Below are 26,036 nucleotides of genomic sequence, written 5' to 3' on the forward strand. Positions count from 1 at the left end.
GTTTGATTCGGTTAAAAGAGGCATTCTAAATACCACTTAAATCCCGCACGTCATCCTGGAGGGTCGTATGCTGTCCCAGTCCACCATCGATACGGTCAAGAGCACCGCCCCGCTACTCGCAGATGAAGGGGAAAAAATCACCCGTTTGTTCTACGAAAAGCTGTTCAATCACCATCCCGAGCTCAAGAACATCTTCAACATGGCTAACCAGGCGAAGGGCGAGCAGGCGCGCGCCCTGGCCGATTCGGTGTTCGCCTATGCCAGTCATATCGATCAGCTGGAGGCCTTGGGGCCGGCGGTCAAGCGCATCGCGCACAAGCATGCCAGCCTTCAGGTGGCCCCGGAGCACTACCCCATCGTCGGCAAATATCTGCTGGAAGCGATTCGTGACCACCTTAAGCTGCACCACGACGATCCGGTGCTGACAGCGTGGGCAGAGGCCTACGAGGCCCTGGCGGCGATCTTCATCCAGACCGAGGAGGGGATCTACCAGGCGAACGAAGCCACGCCCGGCGGCTGGCGCGGCGATCGGGCCTTCATCATCGACAGGGCCGAACCCGAGACCGACGAGATCAAGTCCTTCTATCTGCGGCCGGAAGACGGCCAGCCGATCGCCGACTTCCGTCCCGGTCAGTACGTGGGAATCAAGACCCAGCCGCCGTCCTCGGAATTCGACGAGATCCGCCAGTACTCGCTATCCAGTGCCCCGGGGGATCCCTACTATCGTATTACCGTCAAGGCGGAGGCTACCGGCACCTCGGCCCCCGGCCAGGTCTCCAACTTCCTGCACGATGCCAATGTCGGCGACAGGGTCTGGCTGCGGCCGCCTACCGGTGATTTTGTCGTCGAAAAGCGTTCCGAGAGGCCGGTGTTGATCGGCGGGGGTATCGGCATCACGCCGCTGGTCAGCATGCTGCTCAATGCCGTGCAGCAAGGCTGGGAACTCGAGCATCTGGTGTTTATCCATTGCTGCCGCGACCGCTCGCACCATGTCATGCACGATGAGCTTCGCGCGCTGAGTGCGCAGAAGGGCTTCAAGTATTATGTCGCCTACGAGCAGGGGGAGGGGGCCGATCATCTCGGCTATCTGGATACGGACATCCTCGAGAAGTGGCTGCCCTTCGAGGGTCGTGGTGACGTTTATTTCTGTGGTCCCACCGCCTTCATGTCGGGCCTGAACATCCTGCTCAAGCGGATGGGCTACGGCGATGACCAACTCCATTACGAGATCTTCGGGCCGCGTATCCGCTTCAGCGAGGCCTCCTGACATTAGCCATTAGCAAAGCCCTGGTGTCAGCGAGGCCGCCTGGCAATTGTCGGCATGAAATGAAGACGCCACCCGGCTTGCCGGGTGGCGTCTTTCCATGAGTGAGCGCTACCTGCTGGTGGCGCAGCGCAGGCGTCAGGGCAGCTGTTCTTCCTCGTCGTCCGCCTCCTTTTTCGGCGGGATCAAGTCCTCGCGGTCTAGATGCACGGTCAACAGCAGGGCTGAGGCCACGTAGATGGACGAGAAGGTACCGACCACCACGCCGATGATCAGCGCGATCGCGAAGCCCTCGATCATGTCGCCACCCAGCAGCAGCAGCGCCAGGAGGACCAGCAGGGTGGTGCCGGAGGTCGCCAGGGTGCGCGACAGGGTCATGTTGATCGCTTCGTTGAAGATCGCCGGCATGTCGTCGATGCGTGACTTGCGGATGGTCTCGCGGATGCGGTCGTAGACCACGATGGTGTCGTTGAGCGAATAGCCGATCACCGCCAGCAAGGCCGCCAGCACCGTCAGGTCGAACTCCCACTGGAACAGCGCGAAGGCGCCGAGCACGATGATCACGTCATGCATGAGCGCGAGCAGTGCACCGATGGCGAACTTGTACTGGAAACGGAATGCCACGTAGAGCATCACCACGCCCAGGGCCACCAGCAGGCCCATGCCGCTCTGGTCGCGCAGCTGATCGCCCACCTGGGCGCCGACGAACTCGGCGCGCACCAGCTCCACCTGCTCGCCGGCATCGCGCAGCATGCTGACCACCTGCTCGCCGACATCGGGGTCGAAGGCCTGCTGCAGGCGAATCAGCACCTCGGTGGAGGCACCGAAGGTCTGCACCGAGACATCACGGAAGCCGGCATTTTCCAGCAACTGACGAACTGCATCCAGACTCGGCGCTGTCGCATATTGCACTTCGACAAGGGTGCCGCCGGTGAAGTCCAGACCGAGGTTGAGCGTCTGGAACAGCAGCGCGGCGAAGGCCACCAGCAACATCAGACCCGATACCGCGAAGGCGATGCGGCGCTTGCCCATGAAATCGAACTGTCGAGTCACGAGGGTTTTCATTACCACCTCTTATATCCAGAGCTTCTTGACCGGCTTGCCACCGTAGGTCAGGTTCACCATCGCCCGGGTCACCATCAGGGCGGTGAACAGCGAGGTGAGAATCCCGATGGACAGGGTCACCGCGAAGCCCTTGACCGGCCCGGTGCCGATCGAGAACAGGATCACCGCCACAAGCAGGGTGGTGATGTTGGCATCGACGATCGAGGTGAAGGCACGCTCGTAGCCGGCTTGAATCGCCTGCTGGACCGACAGGCCGGTGCGCAACTCCTCGCGTATTCGCTCGAAGATCAGCACGTTGGCGTCGACCGCCATGCCCAGCGTCAACACAATACCGGCGATGCCGGGCAGCGTCAGGGTCGCACCGAGCATCGACATGACCGCGATCAGCAGCGTCAGGTTGAGGCCGAGCGCGACCGTCGCGAACGCACCGAACACCTTGTAGCGCACCAGCATGAACGCCACGACCAGCAGCAGGCCGATCTGCACCGAGAGCAGGCCGCGCTCGATGTTCTCGGCGCCGAGGCTTGGCCCGATGGTGCGTTCCTGGGCGAAGTAGATCGGCGCGGCCAGCGAGCCCGAACGCAGCAGCAGCGCGAGTTCGGCGGCTTCGGTGGGCGAGTCCAGCCCGGTGATGCGAAAGCTGTTGCCCAGCGCGCTCTGGATGGTCGCCAGGCTGATGATCCCGCGCTCGGTATAGGTCTCGCGCTCGACGACCGGCTCGCCATCCTCCATCACCGTGCGGTCGCGGCTCTTGTGCTCGATGAACAGCACCGCCATGTTACGGCCGATGTTGGTGCGCGTGGCACGGTTCATCAGGGTGCCGCCGGTGCCGTCCAGATCGATGTTGACCTGGGGGCGACCGTTCTCGTCGAAGCTGTGATTGGCGCTGGAGACGCTGTCGCCGGTGATGATCACATCGCGCATCAGATCGGCGCTGCGCGATTCGTCGTTGCGAAAGGGAAAGCTCTGGGTCTCGTTGTCCGGCGTGTCGGGACGCGCCTCGAGGCGAAACTCCAGGTTGGCGGTCGCGCCCACGATGCGCTTGGCGGCGGTGGTATCCTGAACGCCGGGCAGCTCGACCACGATGCGATCCGGGCCCTGACGCTGGACCAGTGGCTCGGCCACCCCCAACTCGTTGACACGGTTGCGCAGGGTGGTGAGGTTCTGGTTGATGGCGTAGTCCTGCAGCTCATTCACCGCCTGATCGGTCATGGTCATCACCAGTCGGGCGCCGCGGTCCTCGCCCTCATTGGCGTAGTCGAAGTCGGGAAATTCGTGGCTGATCAGGCTGCGTGCCTGGCCGCGGTCCTCGGCATTGGTAAAGACCATGGAAATGGTGCGGTCGTCGATCTCGGTGTCACGATAGCGAATCCGCTCGCTGCGCAGCGTTTCGCGCATGGCGCTAGCGTTGACTTCGAGGCGTTGCTCGAGGGCGGCCGCCATGTCGACTTCGAGCAAGAAATGTACGCCACCGCGCAGGTCCAGGCCCAGGGTCATCGGCGAGGCGGAGAGGCCCTCGAGCCAGGAGGGCGTCGATTCGGCCAGGTTCAGGGCCACCACGAAGTCCTCGTCGAGGATCTCGGCGATACGGTCGCGGGCGTCGAGCTGGTCATCGTCATCTTCCAGACGCACCAGTAACCGGCCTTCCTCGGCATCCATGGCCTTGATAGCGATGTCCGCGTCTTCCAGCGCGGAGCGGATGCGTTCGACCTGGCGCTCGTCGATACGCGCGTCGCCCTGAGCGCTGCTGACCTGCACCGCTGGGTCCTGGGGAAAGAGGTTGGGCAGGGAGTAGATCAGGCCGGTAAGAAGGACAACGAGTATCAGCAGATACTTCCACAGGGGATAACGGTTAAGCATGCAAGGCCTGCCTTGTAGCTAGCGTGGTGCGCTCGCAGGGAATAGGGGCTCGAGACCATCCGCGGATGGTCTCGTTCCGGATTCGTGCACCGTCAGGGGGGCGCACGGCGTAGCCAGCGTGCGTCAGATGGACTTGATGGTGCCCTTGGGCAGCACTTGAGCAACGGCGGCTTTCTGCACACTGATTTCGGTGCCCTCGGCGATTTCCATGGTCAGGAACTCGCTGTCGTCGGAAACCTTGGTGATCCGGCCCAGCATGCCGCCGCCGATGACGACTTCGTCACCCTTGGAGAGGCTAGCGATCAGCTGTTTGTGCTGCTTGGCGCGCTTGGCCTGGGGACGCCACAGCAGAAAGTAGAAGATCGCGACGAAGCCGACCAGCATGACAATCTGAGCGATACCGCCGCCCGCGGCGCCCGCGTCCTGGGCCATGGCCGGTGAGATGAAGAAGTCCAGCATGAAGGTGTGTCTCCTGATGGTTTGACGGAAAGTGGCGTGAGAGGGCCAAGGTAGGCGCGACAGGAACGCGGTTCGTGTTCACGCCGGCCGGTGCCATCCAGGATGGCACCGGCTCTTAAATCAGTTCGGTGCGGGAGGAACCGGCAGCCCACGCTGCGCATAGAAGCCTTCCACGAAGTTGGCCAATGTACCCGCTTCAATGGCACCGCGCAAACCGGCCATAAGCCGCTGGTAATGGCGTAGATTGTGGACCGTGTTGAGCATCGAGCCGAGCATCTCCCCGCAACGCTCCAGGTGATGCAGATAACCGCGCGAAAAATGCTGACAGGTATAACAGTCGCAGCCGGCCTCCAGCGGCCGGGTGTCGTGGCGGTGCTTGGCGTTGCGGATCTTCACGGTGCCATCGAAGGTGAACAGGTGCGCGTTGCGTGCGTTGCGGGTGGGCATCACGCAGTCGAACATGTCGATGCCGCGGCGCACGCCCTCCACCAGATCCTCGGGCTTGCCCACGCCCATCAAGTAGCGCGGATATTGTGCGGGCATCCAGTCGGGCAGGTAGTCCAATGTGGCGATCATCTCGTGCTTGGGCTCGCCGACCGACAGGCCGCCGATGGCCAGGCCATCGAAGCCGATCTCCAGCAGGCCCTCGAGCGAGCGGCGGCGCAGCTCGGGATACATGCCGCCCTGGATGATCCCGAACAGCGCCGAGGACGAGTCACCATGGGCCTCGCGGGAGCGCTTCGCCCAGCGCAGCGAGCGCTCCATCGACACCTCGGCCTCCTGCTCGGTGGCCGGGTAGGGCGTGCATTCGTCGAAGATCATCACCACGTCGGAGCCCAGCGCGCGCTGCACCGCCATGGATTCCTCGGGACCCATGAACACCTTGGCGCCGTCCACCGGCGAGCGGAAATGCACGCCCTGCTCCGTGATCTTGCGCGTCTCGCCGAGGGAAAAAACCTGGAAGCCACCGGAGTCGGTGAGGATCGGTTTCTGCCATTGTGCGAAATCGTGCAGGTCGCCGTGGGCCTCGATGACCTCGGTCCCGGGACGCAGCCACAGGTGAAAGGTGTTGCCGAGAATGATCTCGGCCCCGATCTCCTCCACCGCGGCGGGCGTCATGCCCTTGACCGTGCCGTAGGTACCCACCGGCATGAAGGCCGGCGTCTCTACGCTGCCACGGGGAAAGGTCAGGCGGCCGCGACGGGCACGCCCATCGCTTGCCAGGTGTTCGAAGGTCATGAAGCTTTCGTCACGCATGTATGTCTCGTGTCAGGAACGCTGGCGGGTTAGGAACATCGCATCGCCGTAGCTGAAGAAGGCGTAGCGTTCGGTCACGGCTTCGCGGTAGGCCACCATCGTGGTCTCGAAGCCGATGAAGGACGCCACCAGCATCATCAGGGTCGATTCCGGCAGGTGGAAGTTGGTCACCAGCGCATCGACGCAGCGCCACGCGTAGCCTGGATAGATGAAGATATCGGTCTCGCCGCGAAGGGGGGCGATGTCACCGCTGTCGCTCATCAGGCAGGCGCTTTCCAGGCAGCGCACGCTGGTCGTGCCGACGGCCACCACCCGACGTCCCGCCGCCTGGGTGGCGCGCACCTGCTCGCAGGCTTTCTCGTCGACCTCGATCCATTCGCTGTGCATCTGATGCTCGCGGATATCGTCGACGCGCATTGGCTGGAAGGTGCCGGCCCCCACGTGGAGGGTGACGAAGGCGCTATTGACGCCCTTGGCGGCGAGCGCCTCGAGCAGCGGTTCGTCGAAGTGCAGCCCCGCCGTGGGGGCGGCCACGGCGCCGTCGCGGCGGGCGTAGACGGTCTGGTAGCGCTCGCGGTCGGCAAGCTCGTCGGCTCGGTCGATGTAAGGCGGAAGCGGCATGTGGCCGTATCGCTCCAGCAGCTCGATCAGCGGTGTCTCGCCGAAAAAGCGCAGCTCGAACAGCGCATCGCGGCGGCCTTCGACCACGGCGAGAACGTCGCCCTCGAAGCGGATCTCGGTGCCTGGCTTCGGCGTCTTGCTGCTGCGCAGGTGGGCCAGGCCGCGATGGGCGTCCAGAGGGCGCTCGAGCAGCATCTCGACCTTACCTCCGCTGGCCTTGTGCCCGTGCAGCCGGGCCGGGATCACGCGAGTATCGTTGAACACCAGCAGGTCGCCGGGCTCGAGCAGCTCGAGCAGGTCGGTGAAGCGGCGATGCGCCAGGGCACCGCGCTCGCCCTCGACGCACAGCAGGCGGCAGTCACTGCGCTGCTGCGAGGGGTAACGGGCGATCAGCTCGTCGGGGAGATCGAAGTGAAAATCGGCACGCTGCATGAGAGGCGTTTCGGTCCGGTTGAGAAGATTGAGTTTGCAGCCGGGTCGCATGGCGATGAGCGGCGAAAGCCGGCAAGGATACCGTCTCAGGCCGATGAAGTCAGCCGAACGATTGACCTGGCACGCGTGCCACGTATAATGCGTTCGCGCTGCCGGCGTGGCGGAATTGGTAGACGCAGCGGATTCAAAATCCGCCGCTGGAGACAGTGTGTCGGTTCGAGTCCGACCGCCGGCACCATTAAAAATCAAGCTCTTAGCGGTTCCTTCCGAGCTTGATTCCTTGCGTTTTTTCTAACGTGGCAACCGAGAGCCCACCAATTTTTGGGCAGTTTTCCCGTGTCCGCTTGGTTTTCAGGTGCGGCGTGGCTACCTCACCGCTGTCCAGGATGCTTCGTCATTTCCCTCAACCCTTATTGACGGTTATAGTTGGTTTTCCGCATGTTTCATCGTCTCTCAGCGAGACGTGCTCTGCTAAATGGATGTGCCATGCGGGCAGACAAACTCGGAGATGAGAGAAGCCGCGTAAGACGCTCAAGCAGATGGGAACGGATACAGAATAACCAAACAAGTCGTGGATAGATGGTATCTGGGAGGTAGGGGTTAGAATTAGAGGATGGGATGATGGGTATTCAAGACAGGGATTATTACTGGAGGAAATCAGGGAGAAGAGAGCCTCGGTTTAAGAAGGTCAATGGTGCGTGGGTAAGAGTTGAGAAGAATAATAGGCCAAGAATAAAGAGGCTAAACAATAAAGCGACTATTAAGTTGGTTGTTGTGGGTATTTTAGTTATTGGTGCATTATTTTTTGCCGTATTGAGTTACCTTGGTTATAGCTAATAGTTTGGGGTCTATAAATTATAAATACAAATAGTGCTTTAGACTTCAGAGAAGAGGATGTATGAAGTTTTCGAAAACGTATGGCGTTAAAAGCGAAAGGTATGTAGATTTTTATGACGCAAAATATATGCTTGTAACTTGTGGTGTATTTGTAAACCATGTTGAAGAAAAGGTAAGTTAAAACTACCTGTCAATTAAGTTATGTTTTATTACCTTGCCGTCACAGATAAGGGCGTAGTGATGGCCGCTAGAAAACCTTGGATTATACCAGCGAAATTGCTTGCATTCGTCTCTTTTAAGTCGCTGTGATGCATAGTTGTTGGGATAGCCAAGGATGGAAATGGTGTCGGTCTCGGACATGCCAACAGCGAGTTGGCCGCGCCCACGAGCCTTAACGATATTGTTACGCTTGTTGATGCGCTCCAGGTAGGTTAAGCCGTCAGAAGCAGCCATCTCGGATTGGGGCTTAGTGTTGGACCTAGAGCGTGAGCGTAACGGCCGGGTATGCGCAGCAGGTGGCTGGTAAGTCGTGAGGGAGTCCTGACTGACTCGGGTCGAATTCTCACCGCAGGGGCTATCCTGGAAGATCGTTCGACCGTCGACATCACATCGATACACCTGAGCCTGGGCGGCAAGCGGGAGAAGCAGCAGCGCAGCCAGAAGTCGTTTCATTGCCCCTAATTCCTGTGTTTTTTAGCTATATTACTAATATACTTTATCAAGTACCAGTGTCCACAAGTTGACGACAAAAACGCAGGTAAAGGCGGATAGAGGCAATGCGGAGCTTCGTAAGCTGTTGCTAGGAAAGCCAAAGGCAAAAAATGGCATGATGCCGCCTCGATTCAAAATCCGCCGCTGGAGACAGTGTGTCGGTTCGAGTCCGACCGCCGGCACCATTAAAAATCAAGCTCTTAGCGGTTCCTTCCAAGCTTGATTCCTTGTGATGAACCTTCTAGGGGTGTTTCCTATCTGGTGAAACTGGACTGATGGCGCGGGCCGGAGGGTTCGGTGCTATCGGGTCAGTCTATGGTGGTGTCCCGGAAAGCGGCATTGATCAGGCAGTAAAGGCCGTAGCTGAATAGCCCCAGGGCGACTGCACCCAGTAACCAGGGGCCAAAGGGTTGTGCGGCAAGTACGTTCAGGGCGCCACCCAATCCTTCCGCCTGATTGGGGTCGGCATGCCAGGCCGCAAGGCATAGCAACCCGCCGATGATTTGAAAGACCAGACCGCGTGCCGTTAACCCCCAGCGGGTGACGACTTCCGCCAGGCGTCGTAATGTCGTGCTCATATCCTTGCGATACCAGTTGTCGAGATAGCTGCGCTTGTAGGCACGCACAAATTGCCGGAACCCGACGCCGATCAGCACGAGCCCGACAAGGGCGATGAGATAGATGCCTCCCTGATGCCCCATCAACTGCGCGGTACGATCCTCTGGTGAGCTGTTGCCGGAGGACATCGCCAGGCTACTCAGCAGGTCGACACAATAGACCCCAAGGCTTGCGTGCGTCAGGCTGCTGACCAAAAAGGCCAGGCGCGACACGATACCCTTGAGCCCCGCACCGAGATTTTCGGTATCCATCAATGCCTGGAGCAGACGCCACAAGGCATAGGCGAACAGGCCTACTCCCAACAAACCCAGCATGATATCGCCGAAAGGTTTCGTGATGAGCTGATTGATGGCCCCTTTCGAACCGACATTGTCGCCACCCAGACCCATGGCGGCCATGAAGGCGAATCCTCCGATCAATAGATAGACGACGCCCTTGGCCACGTAACCCGCCCGCGCCGCCAAGCTAACGCCTTGTCGCAGTGAGGCTATGGGTCTTGTCATGCGTTTTCCTTTATGTTGATCAGGCCAAGCTGGTCACCACGACTGCCAGGGTGCCGCCTGTCAACATATAAGCGAACAGCGCCATTAACCCATCATCGGCGAGCAGGGCGAGGCCGAACAGGGTCAGCGCCAGGCCGGCGCCGTTGGCGGTGAAGGGCACGAACTCCATGGGGGGCATGGCCATGGCGATCAGCAGACAGGTCAGCGCCACGGGCAGGTGGGCCGGCGGGCGCGTCAATCGCGAGAGCCGCGGCTTGAGCAGGCGGTCGACCCAGCTCGCCGGACGCTTCATCCACCCCATGGCTTTTTGAAAGCGCTCCCGCGATACCTGGCGCGTCAGTAGCCAGCGGGGAAACCAGACGTGCTTGCGTCCGGCGAGCAGTTGACCGGCTGACAGCACCACTAGAGTGGCCATCAGCGTGGGCACGCCGGGAAGATCGCCAATCAGCGGGGCCAGGGTAATCAGCCCTGCGATCAGCAGGAACGGTGCGAAGGAGCGCTGGCCGACGCTATCGAGGATGGCCTCCAGGCTTACCCTTTCCTCGCCTTCCCCGGCATGCTGTATCTGTTCGAGCAGGGCCGTCAGATCGGTAGGCGGGACTTCCGGCTCCATCCCGGGAGAGTCATCGACCATTCGACCTCCGAGTGAAAAAGAGGATGCCGCCAAGCAGCATCAGCGCCGGGCCCACGAAGCCGACGGGACTGGCGCCCTGCCAACCAATAATGATCAGCAGTATGCCGAGGAATTCCAGGGCGAGGGCGAAGGTCCGAACCGTCATGGCAGCGTCTCTGTCAAGGTTTGCCGCATAGTGTAGCGTCATGCGCAAGCGGGCTGCAGCCCTGCGGGGCTGTCGCCTTGTCTGGGGATGGCGTAAGGTAGTGGTAACATAGTCCTTTGCCCGTTCACGGGCGGAGGGCTTTTTTCGTTGGTTACCCCGAAAGCGTGAAATCATCGTTGACGATGTTCAGGAGGTTCCATGGCAACGCGCCCCACCATCATTATCAACCGACTCGATGCCGATCGGTTGCAACGGCTCATTGACGAGGCCGACGACAAGGACCAGGCAGTGGCCCGCTCGCTGGAAGAGGAGCTGGCGCGCGGCGAAGTGATTGATCCGGAGCAGATCCCTGCAGACGTGGTGAGCATGTGCAGTCAGGTGCAGTTCACCGACCTGGAGCGTGACCGGCAGATCATTCGTACGCTGGTCTATCCCCATGCACTGGCCACCACCGAGGACGGTATCTCCGTGATGGCGCCCGTGGGCGCGGCCTTGCTCGGCCTGCGCATCGGCGACACCATCGACTGGCCGCTGCCTGGCGGGCGTGAGGTGCGGCTACGCATCGATGCCATTCTCTGGCAGCCCGAGCGGGAAGGGCAGTTCCACCGCTGAGTCTTTACCAACCTCGACGTCTGGAGCTGCCTGCATGCCCCTCTCGCTCTGGCTGTCGCTGGCCATGATCTGCGCCCTGGGCGCCATGTCGCCGGGACCGAGCCTGGCACTGGTGCTGCGTCACACCTTGGGTGGTGGTCGAGCGCCGGGCGTCACGGCGGCGCTGTCTCATGCGCTGGGCGTGGGCTTTTATGCCCTGCTCACCGTCTGGGGGCTGGGGGCGATGATCGTGCGCCTGCCCGGGGTATTTCAGGTCATCACCTGGCTCGGTGCCGCTTACCTGGCATGGCTGGGCATCAAAGCGCTGCGCGCCGGGCGAGCCGGTGCCTTCGCGGCGACGACGCTGACCACCACCCGACGCCAGGCGGCGCGTGAGGGCATGCTGGTGGCGCTGGGCAATCCCAAATTGATCCTGTTCTTCGTGGCCTTGCTCAGCCAGTTCGTGACGCCGGACATGCGTATGTCGGACCGGGCGATCATCGTGCTGACGGCGATGGTCATCGACGGCGGCTGGTACGTGCTGGTGGCGCTGAGTCTTTCCCACTCGCGGGTGTTGCCGTGGCTGCAGGCCCGGGCGCACTGGATCAATCGCATTACTGGCGTGCTGCTGCTGGCGCTGGCCACGCGGGTGATGATCGGCCCCCTGACCGGCCAGGAACTGGTTGGGTGATGATGTCGTCTAATTGATACAGAGATTGGCCATTGGCCACTCGTGCTGGTGCTATCCTCAAGGTGTCTTCTGTAGCGGAAATCGTGGTCGATGCACGATCCATTACACAGAACGCGAGCGCTGGTGCTGGAGACCGACCTGGAAGTCGCCGCCGAGCTTTCCCTGCAACTCCGCGTGCTTGGTATGGAAAGCTGTCATTTCTACCAGGCCGCGGCCCTACTGGAAGAAGTCGCCCTCTATCCGCCGCCGCTGGTGATCATGACGCTCGAGTTCGGTGAGCAGGACGGCATCGCCTTGCTGCATCGGCTCGCCGAGGCCGATTACCGGGGCCGCGTGCTGCTGATCAGCGGGGTGGAGCGCAAGGTGTCGCAGATCGCCGAGCGGGTGGGTCAGACGCTGGGCTTGCAGATGCTCGGTTCACTGGAAAAGCCCATGCGGCTGGCCGAGTTGCGCCAACGTCTCGGCCGGTGGCGTGCCGTCCGCGAGACGCCTCCCCGCCCCGAGACAGAGCCGGTAGTGAGCACGCAGGAGCTCGCAATAGCTCTCGCCGGCAATGAGCTGACGCTCTACTACCAGCCTCAGTACGAGCTCGCCAGCGACCGCCTGAGCGGCGTCGAGGCGCTGGTGCGCTGGGACCATCCGCGCCTGGGTCTGCTTGGCCCGGACAGCTTCCTGCCCCTGCTGACTCGTGCCCAGGGCAAGCGCCTCACTCGCTACGTGCTGAAGCGTGCACTGGACGATGCCGAGCAGTGGCGTGAAGAAGGGGTTGTGCTGTCGCTGTCGGTCAACGTGACCGCCGACGACCTGACGAGCCCCGATTTGCTGGACATGGCACGCCACGCGGTGCCCGACAGCCCACAGCTGGTGGTGCTGGAAATCACCGAGAGTGCCGCGATGGAAGACGAACTATTGGGCAGCGAAGTGGCGGCCCGGCTGCATCTTGGCGGGCTGGAAATGTCGGTGGACGATTTCGGCGTGGGCTTCTCGTCGCTGTCACGCTTGCAGGTGCTGCCGATCAGCGAGGTCAAGATCGACCGCAGTTTCGTCAGCCACTTGCATGAAAACCCCCAGGATTCGGCGATCGTCGAGGCAGTGGCGCTGCTCGGCCGGCGGCTGGGCATCCGCGTGGTGGCCGAGGGCATCGAGGAGCTGCGTATCCTGCCACTGCTGGAGCATTTCGGCTGCACGCACGTGCAGGGCTTCGGCCTGTCGCGACCGGTACCCGCGAACGCCATTCCCGCGCTGGCGCGGTATCAGTTGCCGATTCGCTCGAGGATGGCGGCAAGCGGCGCGTCGCTCGGCAATATGCCGTAGGCCGGACTCGCCTCGCTGCCGAGACGGGCGCGACAGAAGGTCTCGGCGACGGCATTCGGCGCGTGGTGTAACAGCAGCGCGGCCTGGGTACACTGCGCCAGGCGCTGAGCCAACCAGCGGGCGCGCGGTTCGAGGTCTTCCACTGGCTGGCCGAATTCGCGCTCCAGTTCATTGAGTGCGGCATCGAAATTCGCCTGTTGCCCCCGCGCCTTCCCCAGCAGCTGGCGCAGGGCGTCGAGCGCCTCGGGGTGACGCGCAAGCACCCGCAGCACATCCAGGCAGATCACGTTGCCCGAGCCTTCCCAGATCGAGTTGACCGGCGCTTCGCGGTAAAGACGCGCCAAAGGCAGCTCCTCGACATAGCCGATTCCGCCCAGGCACTCCATGGCCTCGGCCATGAAGCCCGGCCCGCGCTTGTTGTGCCAGTATTTGGCCAGCGCCGGCAGTAGCCTGGCCAGCGCGGCTTCGTCCTGCTCGCCACGGGCCGCGGCGTCGAAGGCGCGCGCGGTACGCATCACCAGCGCCAGGCCGGCTTCTACTTCCAGCGCCAGGTCGGCGATTACCCCGCGCATCAGTGGCTGGTCGGCCAGCGGTCGGCCGAAGGCGTGGCGCTGGCGGGCATGGCGCCATACCTCGTCCAGTGCCTGACGCATCATGCCCACCGGGGCGGTGGCGGTATCCAGGCGCGTCTGCTGGACCATTTCGAGCAGGGTGGCGATGCCGCGGCCCGGCTCGCCGATCGGTTCCGCCCAGGCGCCGCGATATTCGATCTCCGCCGAGGCATTGGCACGATTGCCGCACTTGTCCTTTAGGCGTTGCAGTTCGATGGGGTTGCGCTGGCCATCCGGCGTGAAGCGCGGGACCAGAAAACAGCCAAGTCCGGCATCGCTCCGGGCAAGCGTCAGGAAAGCATCGGACATCGGCGCGCTGCAGAACCACTTGTGGCCGATGAGTCGCCAGCCGTCGCTGTCCGGTTCGGCACGCGTGCTGATGGCCCGCAGATCGCTGCCGCCCTGCTTCTCGGTCATCGCCATGCCGAAGGTCAGGCCGCTCTTGTCGCTGGCGGGAATTGCGCGGGGGTCATAGTCCCAGGCCAGCAGCCCTGGCGCCCAGCGGGCATGCACGACGGTCGAATGGCGAAGCACCGGCATGGCAGCGTGGGTCATGGTGATCGGGCAGCAGAAGCCCGGTTCGGCCTGGGTGAGCAGGTAGAGCGCGGCGACGTGGGCCTGGTGGCCGCCGCAGCCCTCTTCCTGCCAGGCCACGGCGTGCCAGCCATGGTCGATGGCCAGGTGCATCAGCTCATGGTAGGCGGGGTGATAGCTCACTTCGTCGAGTCGCCGGCCATAAGCGTCGAAGGCCCTCAGCACCGGCGGGTGGCGGTCGGCTGCCTGGCCAAGTTCGCGCACGCGGGCGCTGCCGGCCTCCTCGCCGAGGGCGGCGAGTCGCTGGGCGACCCACTGCGGGGCGTCGCGGGCGAGCGCTTCCTGCAGGGGCAGGTCCGCTGCCAGCAGGTCGCGGTCGCCGCTGACATCGGGCTGGTTATCCACCTCATGCGTGCCCTGGCGTGAGCGGGGCGCCTGGTCGGCCATGGGGAAACCTCCGACGGTGGTGCGCTTGTCTGAGCATGGTCGGCGCTATCCCAACGGTCAACGTAGCCAGCGGTCAACGTGGCAAACCAACGTGGAGAGCGGGGCAGGAGACGCACTAGGTGACGTGCCAGGCGCGACTGGTTAGGCTGAAGGCCTTTTACCGGGAGGCTCTCATGACCGCCGACATCTCCTTGCCCGCGTCGCTGCCGCGCCCGCATATCGCCGATGAACGCATCCAGCTGGTGGACGCGCGCAATCGCCCCTGCGGCAGCGCCATGCGGGCGACGATGCGGCGTTTTCGGTGCTGGCATCGCGCCACCTATATCGTGGTGCGCAACCGGCGGGGCGAGCTCTGTGTGCAGCGACGCACCTTGACCAAGGAAGTCTTCCCCGGTGGCCTCGATCTGGCTGCTGGTGGCGTGGTGGGGGCTGGCGAAGCGGTGCACGTGGCGGCGCGCCGCGAGCTTGCCGAGGAGCTCGGCGTCAACCATGCCCCGCTGCGCCACGTGCTGGAATTCGTGCATGCCGAGGGCGGCCATCACATCTTCGGCAGCGTCTTTGTGGTCGAGCATGACGGGCCGCTCGTACTGCAGGCGGAAGAGGTGGCCGAGGCCTTCTGGCTGTCGCCGGAAGACGCCCTGGCGCTTGAAGGCGTGACGCCGGATACCCGCCAGGCCGTGATGGCGCTGGACGAGACCGGCGCTCTCGCGGTGGCGCCATGAATCGCCAGGCGAAGGGGGAGAGCACGTTGCGGCAGCAGAGCAGGGCGCGAGATGAGGATCCAGCACGGCTCGAGAGTCTGGCACCAGTAGTGGCCGCGCTCGAGGCGGTGGTGCTCGGCAAGCCGCATGAAGTACGCCTGGCGCTGTGCTGCCTGCTGTGTCGCGGGCATCTGTTGATCGAGGACCTGCCGGGACTCGGCAAGACCACGCTGGCCCAGGCGCTGGCGAGAGTCACCGGGCTGGACATGCAGCGCCTGCAGTTCACCAGCGACCTCCTGCCCGCCGACGTGCTGGGCGTTTCAGTGTTCGATCCCCGCGAGGTGTGCTTCCGCTTTCATCCCGGGCCGGTCTTCCACGGCTTGGTGCTGGCCGACGAGATCAACCGCGCCACCCCCAAGACCCAGAGCGCGCTGCTCGAGGCCATGGAGGAGGGCAAGGTGACGGTGGAAGGCGAGACCCGGGCGCTTCCCGACCCCTTCTTCGTCATCGCCACCCAGAACCCGCAAGAGCAGGCGGGCACGTTCGCCTTGCCGGAGTCGCAACTCGACCGCTTCCTGATGCGTCTGTCGCTGGGCTACCCCAACCCGGCGGCGGAGCGCGAGATACTGCGCGGCAATGCCGGCCGGGTGAAGCTCGAGTCGCTGCCGGCGCTGTTCAATGCCGAGCGCATGCGGGCCTGGCAAGCGCGGCTGGCCGGGGTTCATGTCGCCGAGGCGCTGCTCGATTACGTGCAGGCGCTGGCGGCGGCCAGCCGGGAACATCCCGAGCTGGCCTGGGGCCTCTCCACCCGCGGCGTGCTGGCGCTGCTTCAGGCCGCGCGGGGCTGGGCGTTGCTGGCGGGGCGCGACCATGTGCTGCCGGAGGATGTCCAGGCGGTCTGGGTGCCGGTCACCGGGCATCGCCTGAGCAGTGGCCCGCGCGAGGAAGGCGAGGCGCTGGCGCGCCATCTGCTCGCCCGCGTGTCGGTAATGTCGGGATGATGGCGTGGGCTTTTTATGTCGCGTAGTAAGGCGCGTACTGAGGCCCATGCCGGGACCGACGCGGCGCCCGGTAAGCGCCTGCGTCGGCGCCTGTTCCGCCGCCTGACGGCGCCAATGGCCAGACCGCTTCCCCAGCGCCGGCTGTTCCTGCTGCCGACCCGCTTCGGGCTGGGCTGGATGGTGCTGGTCGTGGTGCTGCTGCTGTTCGGGATCAATTACCAGAACAGCCTGGCCTACGGGCTGGCCTTCTGGCTGTTTGCCCTCGGCGCGGTGGCGTTGCTGCGCGGCTGGCGTAACCTGCTTGGTGTGAAGATGACACTGCGCCTGCCCCGCGAGGTGTTCGCCGGCGGCGAGGCGCGGCTCGGGGTGATTCTCGAGGCCAGCCGGCCGCGCACCGCCCTCGAGGTGCATGGCGCCGCTGCGATGGCTAGTGTCGACCTGCCCGACGGCCGTGGCGAGACCGTCCTGGCGTTGCCCGCTCCCCGGCGCGGTCGGCAGCGCCTGCCGATGCTGCGCTTGCAGAGTCGCTGGCCGCTGGGGCTGGTGCGCGTGGTGGCCTGGCTCGAAACCGCCGAGACGCTATGGGTCTATCCGCAGCCGCTGGAGCTCGAGGCCGCGCATTATCGTCAGGCGGGGCAGGGCCGCGAGGAGAGCGACTTCGCCGGGCTGCGCCGTGCAGTACCCGGCGACAGCCCCACGCGGCTGGCCTGGAAACAATGGAGCCGCACCGGCGTGCTGGCCGCCAAGACATTCCAAGCGCCGCCGCGCCAGCAGCTCTGGCTTGACTACGCTACCTGCCGGGGCGACCTCGAGCGCCGCCTGTCGGTGCTCTGCGCTCGCGTGCTGGCGCATCATCGCGCCGGCGACCGCTTCGGCCTACGCCTGCCGGGCTTGACCCTGCCCCAGGGTGAAGGCGCGAGCCAGCGCCGCGCCGCCCTCGACGCACTGGCCCGCTTCCCGCCGTCCGACGCCATCCGTCAGGGTTTGCCCACGTGATCGGGCGGCGTATCGAGTTGCGTGCCATTCCGGAGCCGGCGGTACTGGCCGACGGCCGGGCGCTGGGCAACGCCATGCTGCGCCAGCTGTTTATCGGCCAGTGCCTGATCCTGGCGCTGCACCTGGCGTGGATGCCGCTCTGGCTGATCGCGCTTGCCGCCGCCGTGGCGGGCCATCGCTACCTGCAGTTGTGCGGCCGCTTGCCGCGGGCGGGGCTCGTGCTGCGCCTGACGGCGGTGGCTGGGCTGCTGGCGGCGTTGTGGCTGGAGTACGGCATCCTGTATGGCATGCAGGGGCTGATCGGGCTGTTGATCGGGGTCTACCTGCTCAAGCTGCTCGAGACCCACGACCGCCGCGATGCCCGGGTGGTGGTGCTGATCGGCATGGTCGCGACCGCCTCGGCGTTTCTGCATGACCAGGGCATTCCCATGGCGGTGGGCGCCTTGCTGATGCTGGGCTGGCAGGTGCAATCGCTGGTCCGGCTGGCCGGGGCGGGCAGTGCGGCCAGCGCCTGGCGCGAGACGGCCTGGCTGCTGGGGCTTTCGGCGCCGCTGATGGTGGCGCTGTTCGTCGGCGTGCCGAGGCTCGGGCCGCTGTGGGCGATGCCGCAGCTGGACAGGGCCTCCACTGGGCTGACCGACGAGATCGCACCGGGCGACATCGCCGCGCTCTCGCGCAGCGACGCCCGCGCCTTCCGGGCGCGTTTCAGGGGGCGCGAGCCCACGGTCAGCGAGCGCTACTGGCGGGTCTACACGCTGACGCACTTCGATGGCGTGCGCTGGTCGCGGGTCACGCCCCAGGCGCTGTCGGCGACCCTGGCACGCCCCCTCGCGGATTTCATGCGCGAGGGGCGGCGTTCCCCCTGGCAGGACGAAAACGACCCGCCGCGCTTTACCGCCGAGCTGTTGCTCGAGCCCGACAGCCGTCCCTGGCGCCCCTCGCTGGGCACGCCGCTGGCCACCGACAGCCGCCAGCGTTATCTGGCCGACGGCACGCTGGAGGGACGCGCGCCGCTGTCGTCGCGCACTCTGCTGACGGTCGAAAGCAGCGGGCAGGCGCCGGCCCACGCCGACCCCGCCGGAGCGGCCTTTCATGCCATGCTGCCGCCGCGGGGCAACCCGCGCACCCGCGAACTCGCCGAGCGGCTGTGGCGCGAAAGCGGCGGTGATACACGTGTTTATCTCGGGCGGGTGATGGCGCGCTTCGGCGAGGCGCCGTTTCGCTACACACTCTCGCCCCCGCGGCTGGGTTCCCGCGATCGCGTCGACGAATTCCTCTTCGAGAGCCGCGCCGGCTACTGTACCCACTACGCCTCTGCCGCGGCGGTGATGGCCAGGGCGGTGGGCATTCCGGCGCGTATCGTGGCCGGCTTTCTGGGCGGCGAGCGACACCCGGATGGCCATTTTACGGTGCGCGACTACGATGCCCATGCCTGGGTCGAGGTGTGGCTCGAGGGTGGCTGGCAGCGCCTTGACCCAACCGCAGCGATCGCCCCTGAGCGCATCGAGCAGGGCCCCCAGGCAGTTCGCGATGGTCGGGAGCGATTCCTGGCCGATGCGCCTTTCTCGCCACTGCGCCTGCGCGAGCTGGGCTGGGCCAACCCGCTGCGATTGGCGTGGGAGCGGCTGGAATATCGCTGGCAGCGCGGTGTGATCGGCTATCAGCGCGGTGCCCGCGGCGAGCTCCTGGCGCGCCTGGCGAATGGTTGGCAGGCGGTTCGGGCCTGGCTCGTCGAGGTGGCATCGGGGCGGGGCCTGGCGGCGAGCCTGCTGGGTCTTATGAACATCGCAGCAGGCACGGTGGCAGCGGCGTGGCTGGGCAGGCGGATGTGGCGTCGCTGGCGGCTCGATCGTGACGCGCGGGCCCAGTTGCTGGCGCTCCAAGCCTGGCTGGAACGGCGCGGCCTCGAGTCGCTGCCGGGGGAGTCGCCGGCGAGCCACCTGCGGCGGCTGGCGCCCCGCGCCGGGGCGGCGGGTCCGGCACTCGAGGACTGCGCCCATCACGCCGAGCGGCTGCTTTATGCGCCGCTAGACGAGGCCGAACGCCGCCAGCGCCACCGCCAACTGGCCGTGCGTGTCGCCGAGGTGCAACGACGGCTGCGAAGGCGTCGGGCATGACGATGCATCGCCTCGGACTGGCGTCCGGCGCGACAGCGTGGCATCTTGAAGTAAAACGACTATGAAGGCGCGCGCATGTCCATTCACGATCACCAATGCCGCACCGCCCAGGGTGAACCCTTCAACTTCGGCGCGCTGCGCGGCCAGGTACTGCTCATCGTCAACGTCGCCAGCCGTTGCGGCTTTACCCCTCAGCTCAAGGACCTCGAGCGGCTCTATGTGCGCTATCGTGACCGTGGCTTCACCGTGCTGGGGTTCCCTTGCAATCAGTTCGCCCGCCAGTCGCCGGAGTCGGCGCTGGATTTCTGCGATTTCAGCGTGCGGGAGTACCGCGTCACGTTTCCGCTGATGGAAAAGGTCAAGGTCAACGGACCGGGCGCACATCCGCTGTTTGAAGAACTCAAGCGTGAGGCGCCGGGCGTGCTGGGTACCGGCATGATCAAGTGGAACTTTACCAAGTTTCTGGTTGGGCGCGACGGGCGGGTAATCCGCCGCTTCTCGCCGCGTGACGGCGAGCTGGAACTGCGCGAGGCGCTGGAGCTTGCCCTCGACGAGACTTGAGCGCCGGACTTCAGGGCATCTCGCCGCGTTCCACCATCAGGCGGGCCATCAGCTCGTTCCAGCGATGCCGGGTCATCATGGTGGTCAATCCCGAGAACAGCATCCAGCTCTTGCGACGCCAGCCCTTGAGGCGCAGGTTGTGGGCTACCAACTGCTTCATCAGCTTGTAGTCGTCGAAGGCTCGCCATTCCCCCGCCACCGACATCTGCTGGCGTGACAGCACCGGCGCGAGCTCCAGGCGAAACACCCATTCGAGTTGCTGCAGGGTAAGATCGTGACGCTGGATGACCGCGATCATGCGGGCGTAGTCGGTCTCTCGCGGTTCGCGTTCAAGCCATAGTGGGGCAAGGGCCAGCCAGAGATCGCCGCGTTCATCGACCAGGCGTTGAGCGTTCATCGGGGTCTCCTGCCGTTGGTGGATATCGTCTGTGTGTCTCGAGCGCAAGGGCGGACAGTGCGCTCGTCCCTCGCTAGAATGGCACGCACGCTCATGGTAAAGCATCGGAGCACGCCGAAACATTTGAACGGGCCGCCTGCGGCCCGATCCCCAATAGTGAGGTCTGTCGTGATCATCAAACCCAAGGTTCGCGGATTCATCTGCACCACCACCCACCCCGTCGGCTGCGAGAAGAACGTGCTCGAGCAGATCGAGGCGACCCGTGCCCGCGGCCTGGACAAGGCGCTGACTGACGAGCAACAGCGACCGAAGAAAGTGCTGGTGATCGGGGCCTCCAGCGGTTACGGCCTGGCGGCGCGCATCACCGCGGCCTTCGGTTATGGCGCCGATACCCTGGGGGTGTTCTTCGAAAAGCCCTCGACCGAGACCAAGCCCGGCACCGCCGGCTGGTACAACTCGGCGGCCTTCGACAAGTTTGCCAAGGCCGAGGGGCGCTACAGCAAGTCGATCAACGGCGACGCCTTCTCTCACGCGGCGCGCGACAAGGCCATCGAGCTGATCCAGCAGGATCTTGGCCAGATCGACCTGGTGGTCTACTCGCTGGCCTCGCCGGTGCGCAAACTGCCGGACAGCGGCGAGCTCAAGCGCTCGGCGCTCAAGCCGATCGGCGAAACCTACCGCGCCACGGCCATCGACACCAACAAGGACGCCATCATCGAGGCCGAGGTCGAGCCCGCCACCGAGCAGGAGATCGAGGACACCAAGGCGGTGATGGGCGGTGAGGACTGGGAGCTGTGGATCGATGCCCTGGACCGCGCCGGCGTGCTGGCGCCCGGCGCGCGCAGCGTGGCCTTCAGCTACATCGGCACCGAGATCACCTGGCCGATTTACTGGCACGGGGCGCTGGGCAAGGCCAAGGAAGACCTTGACCGCGCCGCCGGCGAGATCGACAAGCGCCTCTCGTCAAGCGGCGGGAGCGCCAACGTGGCGGTGCTCAAGTCGGTGGTGACCCAGGCCAGCGCGGCGATCCCGGTGATGCCGCTCTACATCGCCATGGTCTACAAGGTGATGAAGGAGAAGGGCCTGCACGAGGGCACCATTGACCAGCTCAACCGCCTGTTCGGCGAATGTCTCTATTCTCGCGAAGGACAGGGCAATGACTGCCGCACCGACGAGGCTCGCCGACTGCGCCTGGACGACTGGGAACTGCGCGACGATGTGCAGCAGGCCTGCAAGGACCTGTGGCCGAAGGTGACCACCGAGAACCTCTTTGCGATCACCGACTACGCGGGCTACAAGCACGACTTTCTCAAGCTGTTTGGCTTCGAGCGTGACGACGTGGACTACACGGCCGACGTGGACCCCCAGGTCGAATTCGATGTCGTAACCTTATAAGAGCCTGATCCGCTGCCACCGCTGAGAACAACGCTGGGGAGGTTGTGATGAATACCGAGGAAAGCAAGACGCAGAAGGAAGAGCTCAAGCATCTCAAGGAAGTGAAGGAGCCGGAAGACTTCGAGCATCCCGAACCCGATGCCCGCCAGCCGGAAGCCAAGGCGCCAGCCAAGGGGTTTCAGCGCGTACTGCCGATCGTGATCGCGGTGCTGGGGATTCTGATCGCCGCCCTGTTGATCTATGGCGTCGGCGACTGATCGGCGCCACCCCGTCGCAAGGCTCGCCGTTGACGCGGTATGTCGGCGTCGTGGTGCTGCCCGGCTTCTCGCTGCTGGCTCAGGCCTGTGCAACCGAGCCGCTGGCGGTTGCCAATCAGCTCGCCGATCGAGCGTTATATCGTCTCAGCACCTTCGCCCTCGATGAGCGGGCGGTGGCCAGCCAGTCCCGGCAGTGGCTGCTTCCCCAGGCGGGGATCGGCGAGGCGCTGGCCGGGGTCGACATGTTGTTGGTCTGCGCCCAGACGCCGTTGGCGCCAGGCGATCTGGACCGCCTGTCGGGATGGCTCAGGTGGTTGGCGGCGCGAGGCGTGGTGCTTGGCGGCATCGGGGGCGGCGTCGAGGTGCTGGCCAGGGCCGGTCTGCTGGAGGGCTATCGTGCCACGCTACCCTGGCAGCGCTTCGAGGCGGTGGCCCAGGCCTGTCCCCGCATCCATCTCTCCCGGCAGTTGTTCGAGATCGACCGCGACCGCCTGACCTGCGGCGGCGGCACGGCGGCCATGGACATGATGATGACGTTGATCGCCGCCCAGCAGGGCAGCTCCCTTGCCGAGCGAGTCTCCGAGCACTTCGTGCTGGAGCGGGTGCGCATGGGCGATGAGCCCCAGCAGGCCTCGCTGCGGGCAAGGCTCGGCCACGCCCCCGAGAGCCTGCTCGAGGCGGTGGCGCTCATGAAAGCCAATATCGAGGAGCCGCTCTCCACCCACGAACTCGGCGAGCATCTGGGTATCTCGCGACGCCAGCTGGAGCGGTTGTTCAAGAAGTATCTGCAGGCGGTACCCAGCCGCTATTATCTGAACCTGCGCCTGCAGCAGGCGCGACGGCTGTTGCGTGACAGCGACCTTCCGGCCGGCGAAATCGCGCTGGCCACGGGGTTTTCCTCGGCCGCGCATTTTTCCACGGCCTACCGCCACCATTTCGGGGTGTCGCCCCGGGAAGAGCGTTTGATGTAAGGGTTGGCCACCCTCGATGCCGCAACCCAAGGAGCGCACTTGAGCATCCTGAGACCCCATCTCTTCCTGCTGCTGGTGGTGATGATCTTTTCCGGCAACATCCTGGTCGGCAAGGCGCTTTCCGACCTGCCGCCCTTCACCATCTCGATGGGCCGGGTATTCATCGCCTTGGTGATCATGCTGCCGCTGGGCTGGCATCAGGCGCGTGATGGCTGGCCGGTATTCCGGCGGCATTGGCGGCCCCTGCTGGGGCTGGCGCTATCGGGGGTGGCGTTCTTCAATGCGCTGATCTACGCCGCACTGTCCTTTACCTCGCCGACCAACGTCGCGATCCTTGAATCGCTGATTCCCGTGGTGACTCTGCTGCTCAGTGTGCTGCTGCTGGGAGAGCGCTATCGCCTGCTGCAGTGGGCGGGCGTGGTGCTGTCGCTTTGCGGTGCGGTGGTGGTGATCGCGGCGGGAGAGGGCGCTGCGGCAGTACCGGGCGGCATCAATCCTGGCGATCTGATCATGCTGCTGGCGGTGCTGGTCTGGGTGGGGTACTCGCTGCTGGTCAAGGAGCATATGGCGCGCTTCCCGCGCTACGGCAGCCTGCTGGTGATGCTGGCCATCGCCAATCTGGCGCTGGCGCCCATCGCCTTGTTGGAAGGCGCCTGGCAGGTATTGCCGCGGCTCGAGGCCGCCGAGCTTGCCGGCCTGGCGTATCTGGGCATCTTTCCGTCGGTCGTGGCGCTGCTGCTCTACAACAGTGCCCTGGCCGACATCGGCCCTTCCCGCGCCGCGGTCTACCTCAATCTGTTGCCGGTGTTCACCATGCTCGGCGCCTGGTGGTGGCTGGGTGATCGCATCCTGCCGGTGCAGGTGATCGGCAGCCTGGTGGTGATCGTCGGTGTCTGGTGCACCATCTTGCCGCGTCGGGCGAGACCCTCAAGGGCGACGCGCCAGCAGGGCGCGGACCAGTGAGCCCATCAGCACCGGAGTGTCCTGCTCGATGACGAAGCCGGCGCCCTCGAGGAGCGGTCGCGCCTGGCGCGTGATATCGGTGGCGATGGCCGACGTGACGGCATTGAAGCCGCGGCGAAGCGGCCCCGAAGGGCGGTCGTCGGCCTGGAACTTGTCCATCACGCACAGCTGGCCGCCGGGTTTCAACACCCGTCGCGCCTCGGCGAGGCCCTGGGCGGGGTCGGGCATGACCGCGAGGATCAGGTGCATGACCACCACGTCGAAGTAGCCGTCGGGAAAGTCGAGGCGTTCGGCGTCCATCGGTTCGGCCTGAACGTCCATGCCCAGCGCCTCGGCGCGCTGCACAAGGCGCTTGACCATCGCCGGGGCGAGATCCGTGGCGTGTATCTCCACGTCCCGCGGCAGCCAGGGCAGGTCGAGCCCGGTGCCGGCGCCCACCAGCAGCACGCGCATGCCGGGTTGCCAGTGCACCTGTTCCAGCGCGAGGCGCCGGGGCCGCCGGAAGGCACGTTCGGCCACGGTATCGTAGAGCGGGGCGTAGAGCGTGTAGCGCAGGCGATTCCAGCCGGTGGTGTTGATCATGCGAACTCCTTGCGGCATCGGCGGGGCTTTACCCTAGCCTACGCCATCGGCGATGGTGACAGGGGGCGTCTCGCTACCTACTGGTGGTTGGGGTTGCCTTCTGAAGTTGCCTTCTAGAGTTCTCTTTTTGACAAGTCGCCGTCCCATTGCTGAAAGCGCTTGGGTAAACCAGTGCTTATACTCGACCCTGATCTTCTGCGATTTGTTTTTTTACCGTTTGCCGATGCCGTTTTCCTGCCGATGGAGTGCCTTCCCCCATGAGCCAGACCCCGACCCGCGCCGACTTCGACCAGTACATGCTGCCCAACTACGCCCCCCAGCAGACCATTCCGGTGCGCGGCGAGGGCAGCCGGCTATGGGACCAGGCCGGGCGCGAGTACATCGACTTTGCCGGCGGCATCGCGGTCAATTCCCTCGGCCACTGCCATCCGGTGCTGGTCGAGGCGCTCATCACGCAAGCGAACAAGCTTTGGCATCTCTCCAACGTCTATACCAATGAGCCGGCACTCAAGCTCGCGCGCGCCCTGGTCGAGCGCACCTTCGCTGACAAGGCGTACCTGTGCTCGTCCGGCGGCGAGGCCAACGAGGCGGCGCTCAAGCTGGCGCGGCGCTGGGCCCATGACCATCACGGCGCCCAGAAGGATCGCATCGTCTCCTTCTCGCACTCCTTTCACGGCCGCACCTTCTTTACCGTCAGCGTCGGCGGTCAGCCCAAGTACTCCCAGGGGTTCGGGCCGGTCCCCGGCGGCATCGTGCACGGCGAGTTCAACAGCCTCGACAGCGTACGCGAGCTGATCGACGACCGGACCTGCGCGGTGATCGTCGAGCCGATGCAGGGCGAGGGCGGGATCATTCCGGCCACCCCGGCGTTTCTGGCCGGCCTGCGCGAGATGTGCGACAGCGTCGACGCGCTGCTGATCTTCGACGAAGTACAGACCGGGGTGGGCCGCAGCGGTGCGTTCTTCGCCTACATGGAATACGGCGTGACGCCGGACATTCTCACCAGTGCCAAGTCGCTGGGCGGCGGCTTTCCGGTGGGCGCCATGCTCACCACCGACCGCGTCGCCCCGGCCATGGCTGTCGGTAGCCACGGCTCCACCTATGGCGGCAACGCCCTGGCCTCCGCCGTGGCGCTGGCGGCGGTCGAGTTCATCGACACGCCCGAGGTGCTGGCGGGGGTCAGGGCGCGTCACGAATGCTTTCGCGAGCACCTCGAGGCCATCAATCGCCAGCATGGGGTGTTCCGCGAGATCCGCGGCATGGGGCTGCTGATCGGCGCCGAGATGGCTCCCGAGTACGCGGGACGCGCCAAGGAGATCCTGCCGCTGGCCATCGAGGAGGGGCTGATGGCGCTGATCGCGGGACCCAACGTGCTGCGCATGGCGCCCTCGCTGGTGATTCCGGAGGCCGATATCGACGAGGGCATGGTGCGCCTGGAGCGCGCCGTGGCCAGGCTGGTGGCGGGGCGGTGAGTCAGTTCGCCGAGACCGACAACGACGTT

Annotated in this window: 26 protein-coding genes and 1 tRNA gene; 15 read left to right on the plus strand and 12 right to left on the minus strand. The window is 64.7% G+C overall.

All coding sequences use genetic code 11. From position 1 onward, the window contains the following. The first annotated feature begins 67 nt into the window (after positions 1–67). Entirely contained in the window at positions 68–1,267 is a 1,200-nt protein-coding gene (gene hmpA, locus BM341_RS09890) for an NO-inducible flavohemoprotein (RefSeq protein ID WP_089795436.1), read from the plus strand. Between the two features lie 135 nt (positions 1,268–1,402). Here the strand turns inward: hmpA and secF are convergent, their stop codons facing one another. From secF to queA, 5 genes are all read right to left on the minus strand, one after another. After that, the gene (gene secF, locus BM341_RS09895; RefSeq protein ID WP_089795438.1) at positions 1,403–2,329 is read right to left on the minus strand and encodes a protein translocase subunit SecF; all 927 of its coding nucleotides are present in this window, start codon (positions 2,327–2,329) and stop codon (positions 1,403–1,405) included. A 9-nt stretch (positions 2,330–2,338) separates the two neighbouring features. Further along, complete coding sequence (gene secD, locus BM341_RS09900) at positions 2,339–4,189, minus strand: protein translocase subunit SecD (RefSeq protein ID WP_089795440.1); 1,851 nt, start codon at positions 4,187–4,189, stop codon at positions 2,339–2,341. 123 nt (positions 4,190–4,312) lie between these two features. Then, positions 4,313–4,648 carry a preprotein translocase subunit YajC gene (gene yajC, locus BM341_RS09905; protein ID WP_089795442.1) on the minus strand — a complete coding sequence of 112 codons (336 nt, stop codon included), beginning with the start codon at positions 4,646–4,648 and terminating at the stop codon, positions 4,313–4,315. Positions 4,649–4,768: 120 nt separating this feature from the next. After that, positions 4,769–5,887, minus strand: a complete 1,119-nt coding sequence (gene tgt, locus BM341_RS09910; protein WP_217646210.1) for a tRNA guanosine(34) transglycosylase Tgt — start codon at positions 5,885–5,887, stop codon at positions 4,769–4,771. Between the two features lie 30 nt (positions 5,888–5,917). Then, on the minus strand, positions 5,918–6,958 hold the full coding sequence (gene queA / locus BM341_RS09915; protein WP_089795446.1) for a tRNA preQ1(34) S-adenosylmethionine ribosyltransferase-isomerase QueA: 1,041 nt from the start codon (positions 6,956–6,958) through the stop codon (positions 5,918–5,920). 151 nt (positions 6,959–7,109) lie between these two features. On the opposite strand from queA, the gene BM341_RS09920 reads away from it, so the two are divergent. Next, positions 7,110–7,196, plus strand: a tRNA-Leu gene (locus tag BM341_RS09920). Positions 7,197–7,978: 782 nt separating this feature from the next. On the opposite strand, the gene BM341_RS09925 is transcribed toward BM341_RS09920, so the two are convergent. The 4 genes from BM341_RS09925 to BM341_RS19250 form a co-directional block, all read right to left on the minus strand. Continuing rightward, positions 7,979–8,467: a DUF4124 domain-containing protein gene (locus tag BM341_RS09925; protein WP_089795448.1), complete on the minus strand. Its 489-nt coding sequence runs from the start codon at positions 8,465–8,467 to the stop codon at positions 7,979–7,981. 347 nt (positions 8,468–8,814) lie between these two features. Next, positions 8,815–9,627 carry a DUF1206 domain-containing protein gene (locus tag BM341_RS09930; RefSeq protein ID WP_089795450.1) on the minus strand — a complete coding sequence of 271 codons (813 nt, stop codon included), beginning with the start codon at positions 9,625–9,627 and terminating at the stop codon, positions 8,815–8,817. A gap of 19 nt (positions 9,628–9,646) precedes the next feature. Beyond that, positions 9,647–10,261, minus strand: coding sequence for an exopolysaccharide biosynthesis protein (locus BM341_RS09935; protein WP_089795452.1), 615 nt, complete (start codon positions 10,259–10,261; stop codon positions 9,647–9,649). Then, a complete protein-coding gene (locus tag BM341_RS19250) occupies positions 10,251–10,406 on the minus strand; it encodes a hypothetical protein (protein ID WP_175507843.1) in 156 nt (51 codons plus the stop codon). Before BM341_RS19250 ends, BM341_RS09935 begins: the two co-directional genes overlap by 11 nt. Before the next feature lie 198 nt (positions 10,407–10,604). Here BM341_RS19250 and rnk point away from each other — a divergent pair, with 198 nt between their 5' ends. From rnk to BM341_RS09955, 3 genes are all read left to right on the plus strand, one after another. Next, positions 10,605–11,018, plus strand: a complete 414-nt coding sequence (gene rnk, locus BM341_RS09945; RefSeq protein WP_089795456.1) for a nucleoside diphosphate kinase regulator — start codon at positions 10,605–10,607, stop codon at positions 11,016–11,018. 34 nt (positions 11,019–11,052) lie between these two features. After that, positions 11,053–11,688 carry a LysE family translocator gene (locus tag BM341_RS09950; protein ID WP_089795458.1) on the plus strand — a complete coding sequence of 212 codons (636 nt, stop codon included), beginning with the start codon at positions 11,053–11,055 and terminating at the stop codon, positions 11,686–11,688. Positions 11,689–11,778: 90 nt separating this feature from the next. Continuing rightward, a complete protein-coding gene (locus tag BM341_RS09955) occupies positions 11,779–13,002 on the plus strand; it encodes an EAL domain-containing response regulator (RefSeq protein ID WP_089795460.1) in 1,224 nt (407 codons plus the stop codon). Here BM341_RS09955 and BM341_RS09960 read toward each other — a convergent pair. Continuing rightward, positions 12,942–14,594, minus strand: coding sequence for an acyl-CoA dehydrogenase family protein (locus BM341_RS09960; RefSeq protein WP_089795462.1), 1,653 nt, complete (start codon positions 14,592–14,594; stop codon positions 12,942–12,944). The genes BM341_RS09955 and BM341_RS09960 overlap by 61 nt on opposite strands. A 173-nt stretch (positions 14,595–14,767) precedes the next feature. On the opposite strand from BM341_RS09960, the gene BM341_RS09965 reads away from it, so the two are divergent. From BM341_RS09965 to BM341_RS09985, 5 genes are all read left to right on the plus strand, one after another. Continuing rightward, positions 14,768–15,316: an NUDIX hydrolase gene (locus tag BM341_RS09965; protein ID WP_089795464.1), complete on the plus strand. Its 549-nt coding sequence runs from the start codon at positions 14,768–14,770 to the stop codon at positions 15,314–15,316. Then, positions 15,313–16,296, plus strand: a complete 984-nt coding sequence (locus tag BM341_RS09970; protein WP_089795466.1) for an AAA family ATPase — start codon at positions 15,313–15,315, stop codon at positions 16,294–16,296. The genes BM341_RS09965 and BM341_RS09970 overlap by 4 nt, the downstream gene beginning before the upstream one ends. A gap of 15 nt (positions 16,297–16,311) precedes the next feature. After that, positions 16,312–17,292, plus strand: a complete 981-nt coding sequence (locus BM341_RS09975; protein WP_089795468.1) for a DUF58 domain-containing protein — start codon at positions 16,312–16,314, stop codon at positions 17,290–17,292. Beyond that, positions 17,289–19,409 (plus strand): transglutaminase TgpA family protein, encoded by a 2,121-nt coding sequence (locus BM341_RS09980; RefSeq protein WP_089795470.1) that lies wholly within the window; start codon positions 17,289–17,291, stop codon positions 19,407–19,409. Before BM341_RS09975 ends, BM341_RS09980 begins: the two co-directional genes overlap by 4 nt. Positions 19,410–19,484: 75 nt before the next feature. Then, on the plus strand, positions 19,485–19,970 hold the full coding sequence (locus BM341_RS09985) for a glutathione peroxidase (RefSeq protein WP_089795474.1): 486 nt from the start codon (positions 19,485–19,487) through the stop codon (positions 19,968–19,970). 10 nt (positions 19,971–19,980) lie between these two features. Here BM341_RS09985 and BM341_RS09990 read toward each other — a convergent pair whose 3' ends face one another. Continuing rightward, positions 19,981–20,367, minus strand: a complete 387-nt coding sequence (locus BM341_RS09990) for a DUF7079 family protein (RefSeq protein ID WP_089795476.1) — start codon at positions 20,365–20,367, stop codon at positions 19,981–19,983. 168 nt (positions 20,368–20,535) lie between these two features. On the opposite strand from BM341_RS09990, the gene fabV reads away from it, so the two are divergent. From fabV to BM341_RS10010, 4 genes are read left to right on the plus strand one after another with little or no spacing between them, the layout of a single operon-like run. After that, on the plus strand, positions 20,536–21,762 hold the full coding sequence (fabV, locus tag BM341_RS09995) for an enoyl-ACP reductase FabV (RefSeq protein WP_089795478.1): 1,227 nt from the start codon (positions 20,536–20,538) through the stop codon (positions 21,760–21,762). A gap of 47 nt (positions 21,763–21,809) precedes the next feature. Continuing rightward, on the plus strand, positions 21,810–22,019 hold the full coding sequence (locus BM341_RS10000; protein WP_089795480.1) for a hypothetical protein: 210 nt from the start codon (positions 21,810–21,812) through the stop codon (positions 22,017–22,019). Between the two features lie 29 nt (positions 22,020–22,048). Beyond that, positions 22,049–22,990: a GlxA family transcriptional regulator gene (locus BM341_RS10005; RefSeq protein WP_245784237.1), complete on the plus strand. Its 942-nt coding sequence runs from the start codon at positions 22,049–22,051 to the stop codon at positions 22,988–22,990. A gap of 39 nt (positions 22,991–23,029) precedes the next feature. Next, positions 23,030–23,953 carry a DMT family transporter gene (locus BM341_RS10010; protein WP_089795481.1) on the plus strand — a complete coding sequence of 308 codons (924 nt, stop codon included), beginning with the start codon at positions 23,030–23,032 and terminating at the stop codon, positions 23,951–23,953. Here the strand turns inward: BM341_RS10010 and BM341_RS10015 are convergent. Next, on the minus strand, positions 23,918–24,535 hold the full coding sequence (locus tag BM341_RS10015; protein ID WP_089795482.1) for a class I SAM-dependent methyltransferase: 618 nt from the start codon (positions 24,533–24,535) through the stop codon (positions 23,918–23,920). The two genes, BM341_RS10010 and BM341_RS10015, sit on opposite strands and share 36 nt — an antisense overlap. Before the next feature lie 257 nt (positions 24,536–24,792). Between BM341_RS10015 and BM341_RS10020 the strand changes: the two genes are divergently transcribed. Beyond that, a complete protein-coding gene (locus BM341_RS10020) occupies positions 24,793–26,007 on the plus strand; it encodes an aspartate aminotransferase family protein (protein ID WP_089795484.1) in 1,215 nt (404 codons plus the stop codon). The last annotated feature ends 29 nt before the right edge of the window (positions 26,008–26,036 follow it).

It is taken from the genome of Halomonas korlensis, assembly GCF_900116705.1.
Taxonomy (GTDB): domain Bacteria; phylum Pseudomonadota; class Gammaproteobacteria; order Pseudomonadales; family Halomonadaceae; genus Halomonas; species Halomonas korlensis.

What these genes read in the sequence shown, in the direction of transcription:
- hmpA (WP_089795436.1), top strand. Translation starts at nt 68, where the DNA reads ATGCTGTCCCAGTCCACCATCGATACGGTCAAGAGCACCGCCCCGCTA.
- secF (WP_089795438.1), bottom strand. Translation starts at nt 2,329, where the DNA reads ATGAAAACCCTCGTGACTCGACAGTTCGATTTCATGGGCAAGCGCCGC.
- secD (WP_089795440.1), bottom strand. Translation starts at nt 4,189, where the DNA reads ATGCTTAACCGTTATCCCCTGTGGAAGTATCTGCTGATACTCGTTGTC.
- yajC (WP_089795442.1), bottom strand. Translation starts at nt 4,648, where the DNA reads ATGCTGGACTTCTTCATCTCACCGGCCATGGCCCAGGACGCGGGCGCC.
- tgt (WP_217646210.1), bottom strand. Translation starts at nt 5,887, where the DNA reads ATGACCTTCGAACACCTGGCAAGCGATGGGCGTGCCCGTCGCGGCCGC.
- queA (WP_089795446.1), bottom strand. Translation starts at nt 6,958, where the DNA reads ATGCAGCGTGCCGATTTTCACTTCGATCTCCCCGACGAGCTGATCGCC.
- BM341_RS09925 (WP_089795448.1), bottom strand. Translation starts at nt 8,467, where the DNA reads ATGAAACGACTTCTGGCTGCGCTGCTGCTTCTCCCGCTTGCCGCCCAG.
- BM341_RS09930 (WP_089795450.1), bottom strand. Translation starts at nt 9,627, where the DNA reads ATGACAAGACCCATAGCCTCACTGCGACAAGGCGTTAGCTTGGCGGCG.
- BM341_RS09935 (WP_089795452.1), bottom strand. Translation starts at nt 10,261, where the DNA reads ATGGTCGATGACTCTCCCGGGATGGAGCCGGAAGTCCCGCCTACCGAT.
- BM341_RS19250 (WP_175507843.1), bottom strand. Translation starts at nt 10,406, where the DNA reads ATGACGGTTCGGACCTTCGCCCTCGCCCTGGAATTCCTCGGCATACTG.
- rnk (WP_089795456.1), top strand. Translation starts at nt 10,605, where the DNA reads ATGGCAACGCGCCCCACCATCATTATCAACCGACTCGATGCCGATCGG.
- BM341_RS09950 (WP_089795458.1), top strand. Translation starts at nt 11,053, where the DNA reads ATGCCCCTCTCGCTCTGGCTGTCGCTGGCCATGATCTGCGCCCTGGGC.
- BM341_RS09955 (WP_089795460.1), top strand. Translation starts at nt 11,779, where the DNA reads ATGCACGATCCATTACACAGAACGCGAGCGCTGGTGCTGGAGACCGAC.
- BM341_RS09960 (WP_089795462.1), bottom strand. Translation starts at nt 14,594, where the DNA reads ATGGCCGACCAGGCGCCCCGCTCACGCCAGGGCACGCATGAGGTGGAT.
- BM341_RS09965 (WP_089795464.1), top strand. Translation starts at nt 14,768, where the DNA reads ATGACCGCCGACATCTCCTTGCCCGCGTCGCTGCCGCGCCCGCATATC.
- BM341_RS09970 (WP_089795466.1), top strand. Translation starts at nt 15,313, where the DNA reads ATGAATCGCCAGGCGAAGGGGGAGAGCACGTTGCGGCAGCAGAGCAGG.
- BM341_RS09975 (WP_089795468.1), top strand. Translation starts at nt 16,312, where the DNA reads ATGTCGCGTAGTAAGGCGCGTACTGAGGCCCATGCCGGGACCGACGCG.
- BM341_RS09985 (WP_089795474.1), top strand. Translation starts at nt 19,485, where the DNA reads ATGTCCATTCACGATCACCAATGCCGCACCGCCCAGGGTGAACCCTTC.
- BM341_RS09990 (WP_089795476.1), bottom strand. Translation starts at nt 20,367, where the DNA reads ATGAACGCTCAACGCCTGGTCGATGAACGCGGCGATCTCTGGCTGGCC.
- BM341_RS10000 (WP_089795480.1), top strand. Translation starts at nt 21,810, where the DNA reads ATGAATACCGAGGAAAGCAAGACGCAGAAGGAAGAGCTCAAGCATCTC.
- BM341_RS10015 (WP_089795482.1), bottom strand. Translation starts at nt 24,535, where the DNA reads ATGATCAACACCACCGGCTGGAATCGCCTGCGCTACACGCTCTACGCC.
- BM341_RS10020 (WP_089795484.1), top strand. Translation starts at nt 24,793, where the DNA reads ATGAGCCAGACCCCGACCCGCGCCGACTTCGACCAGTACATGCTGCCC.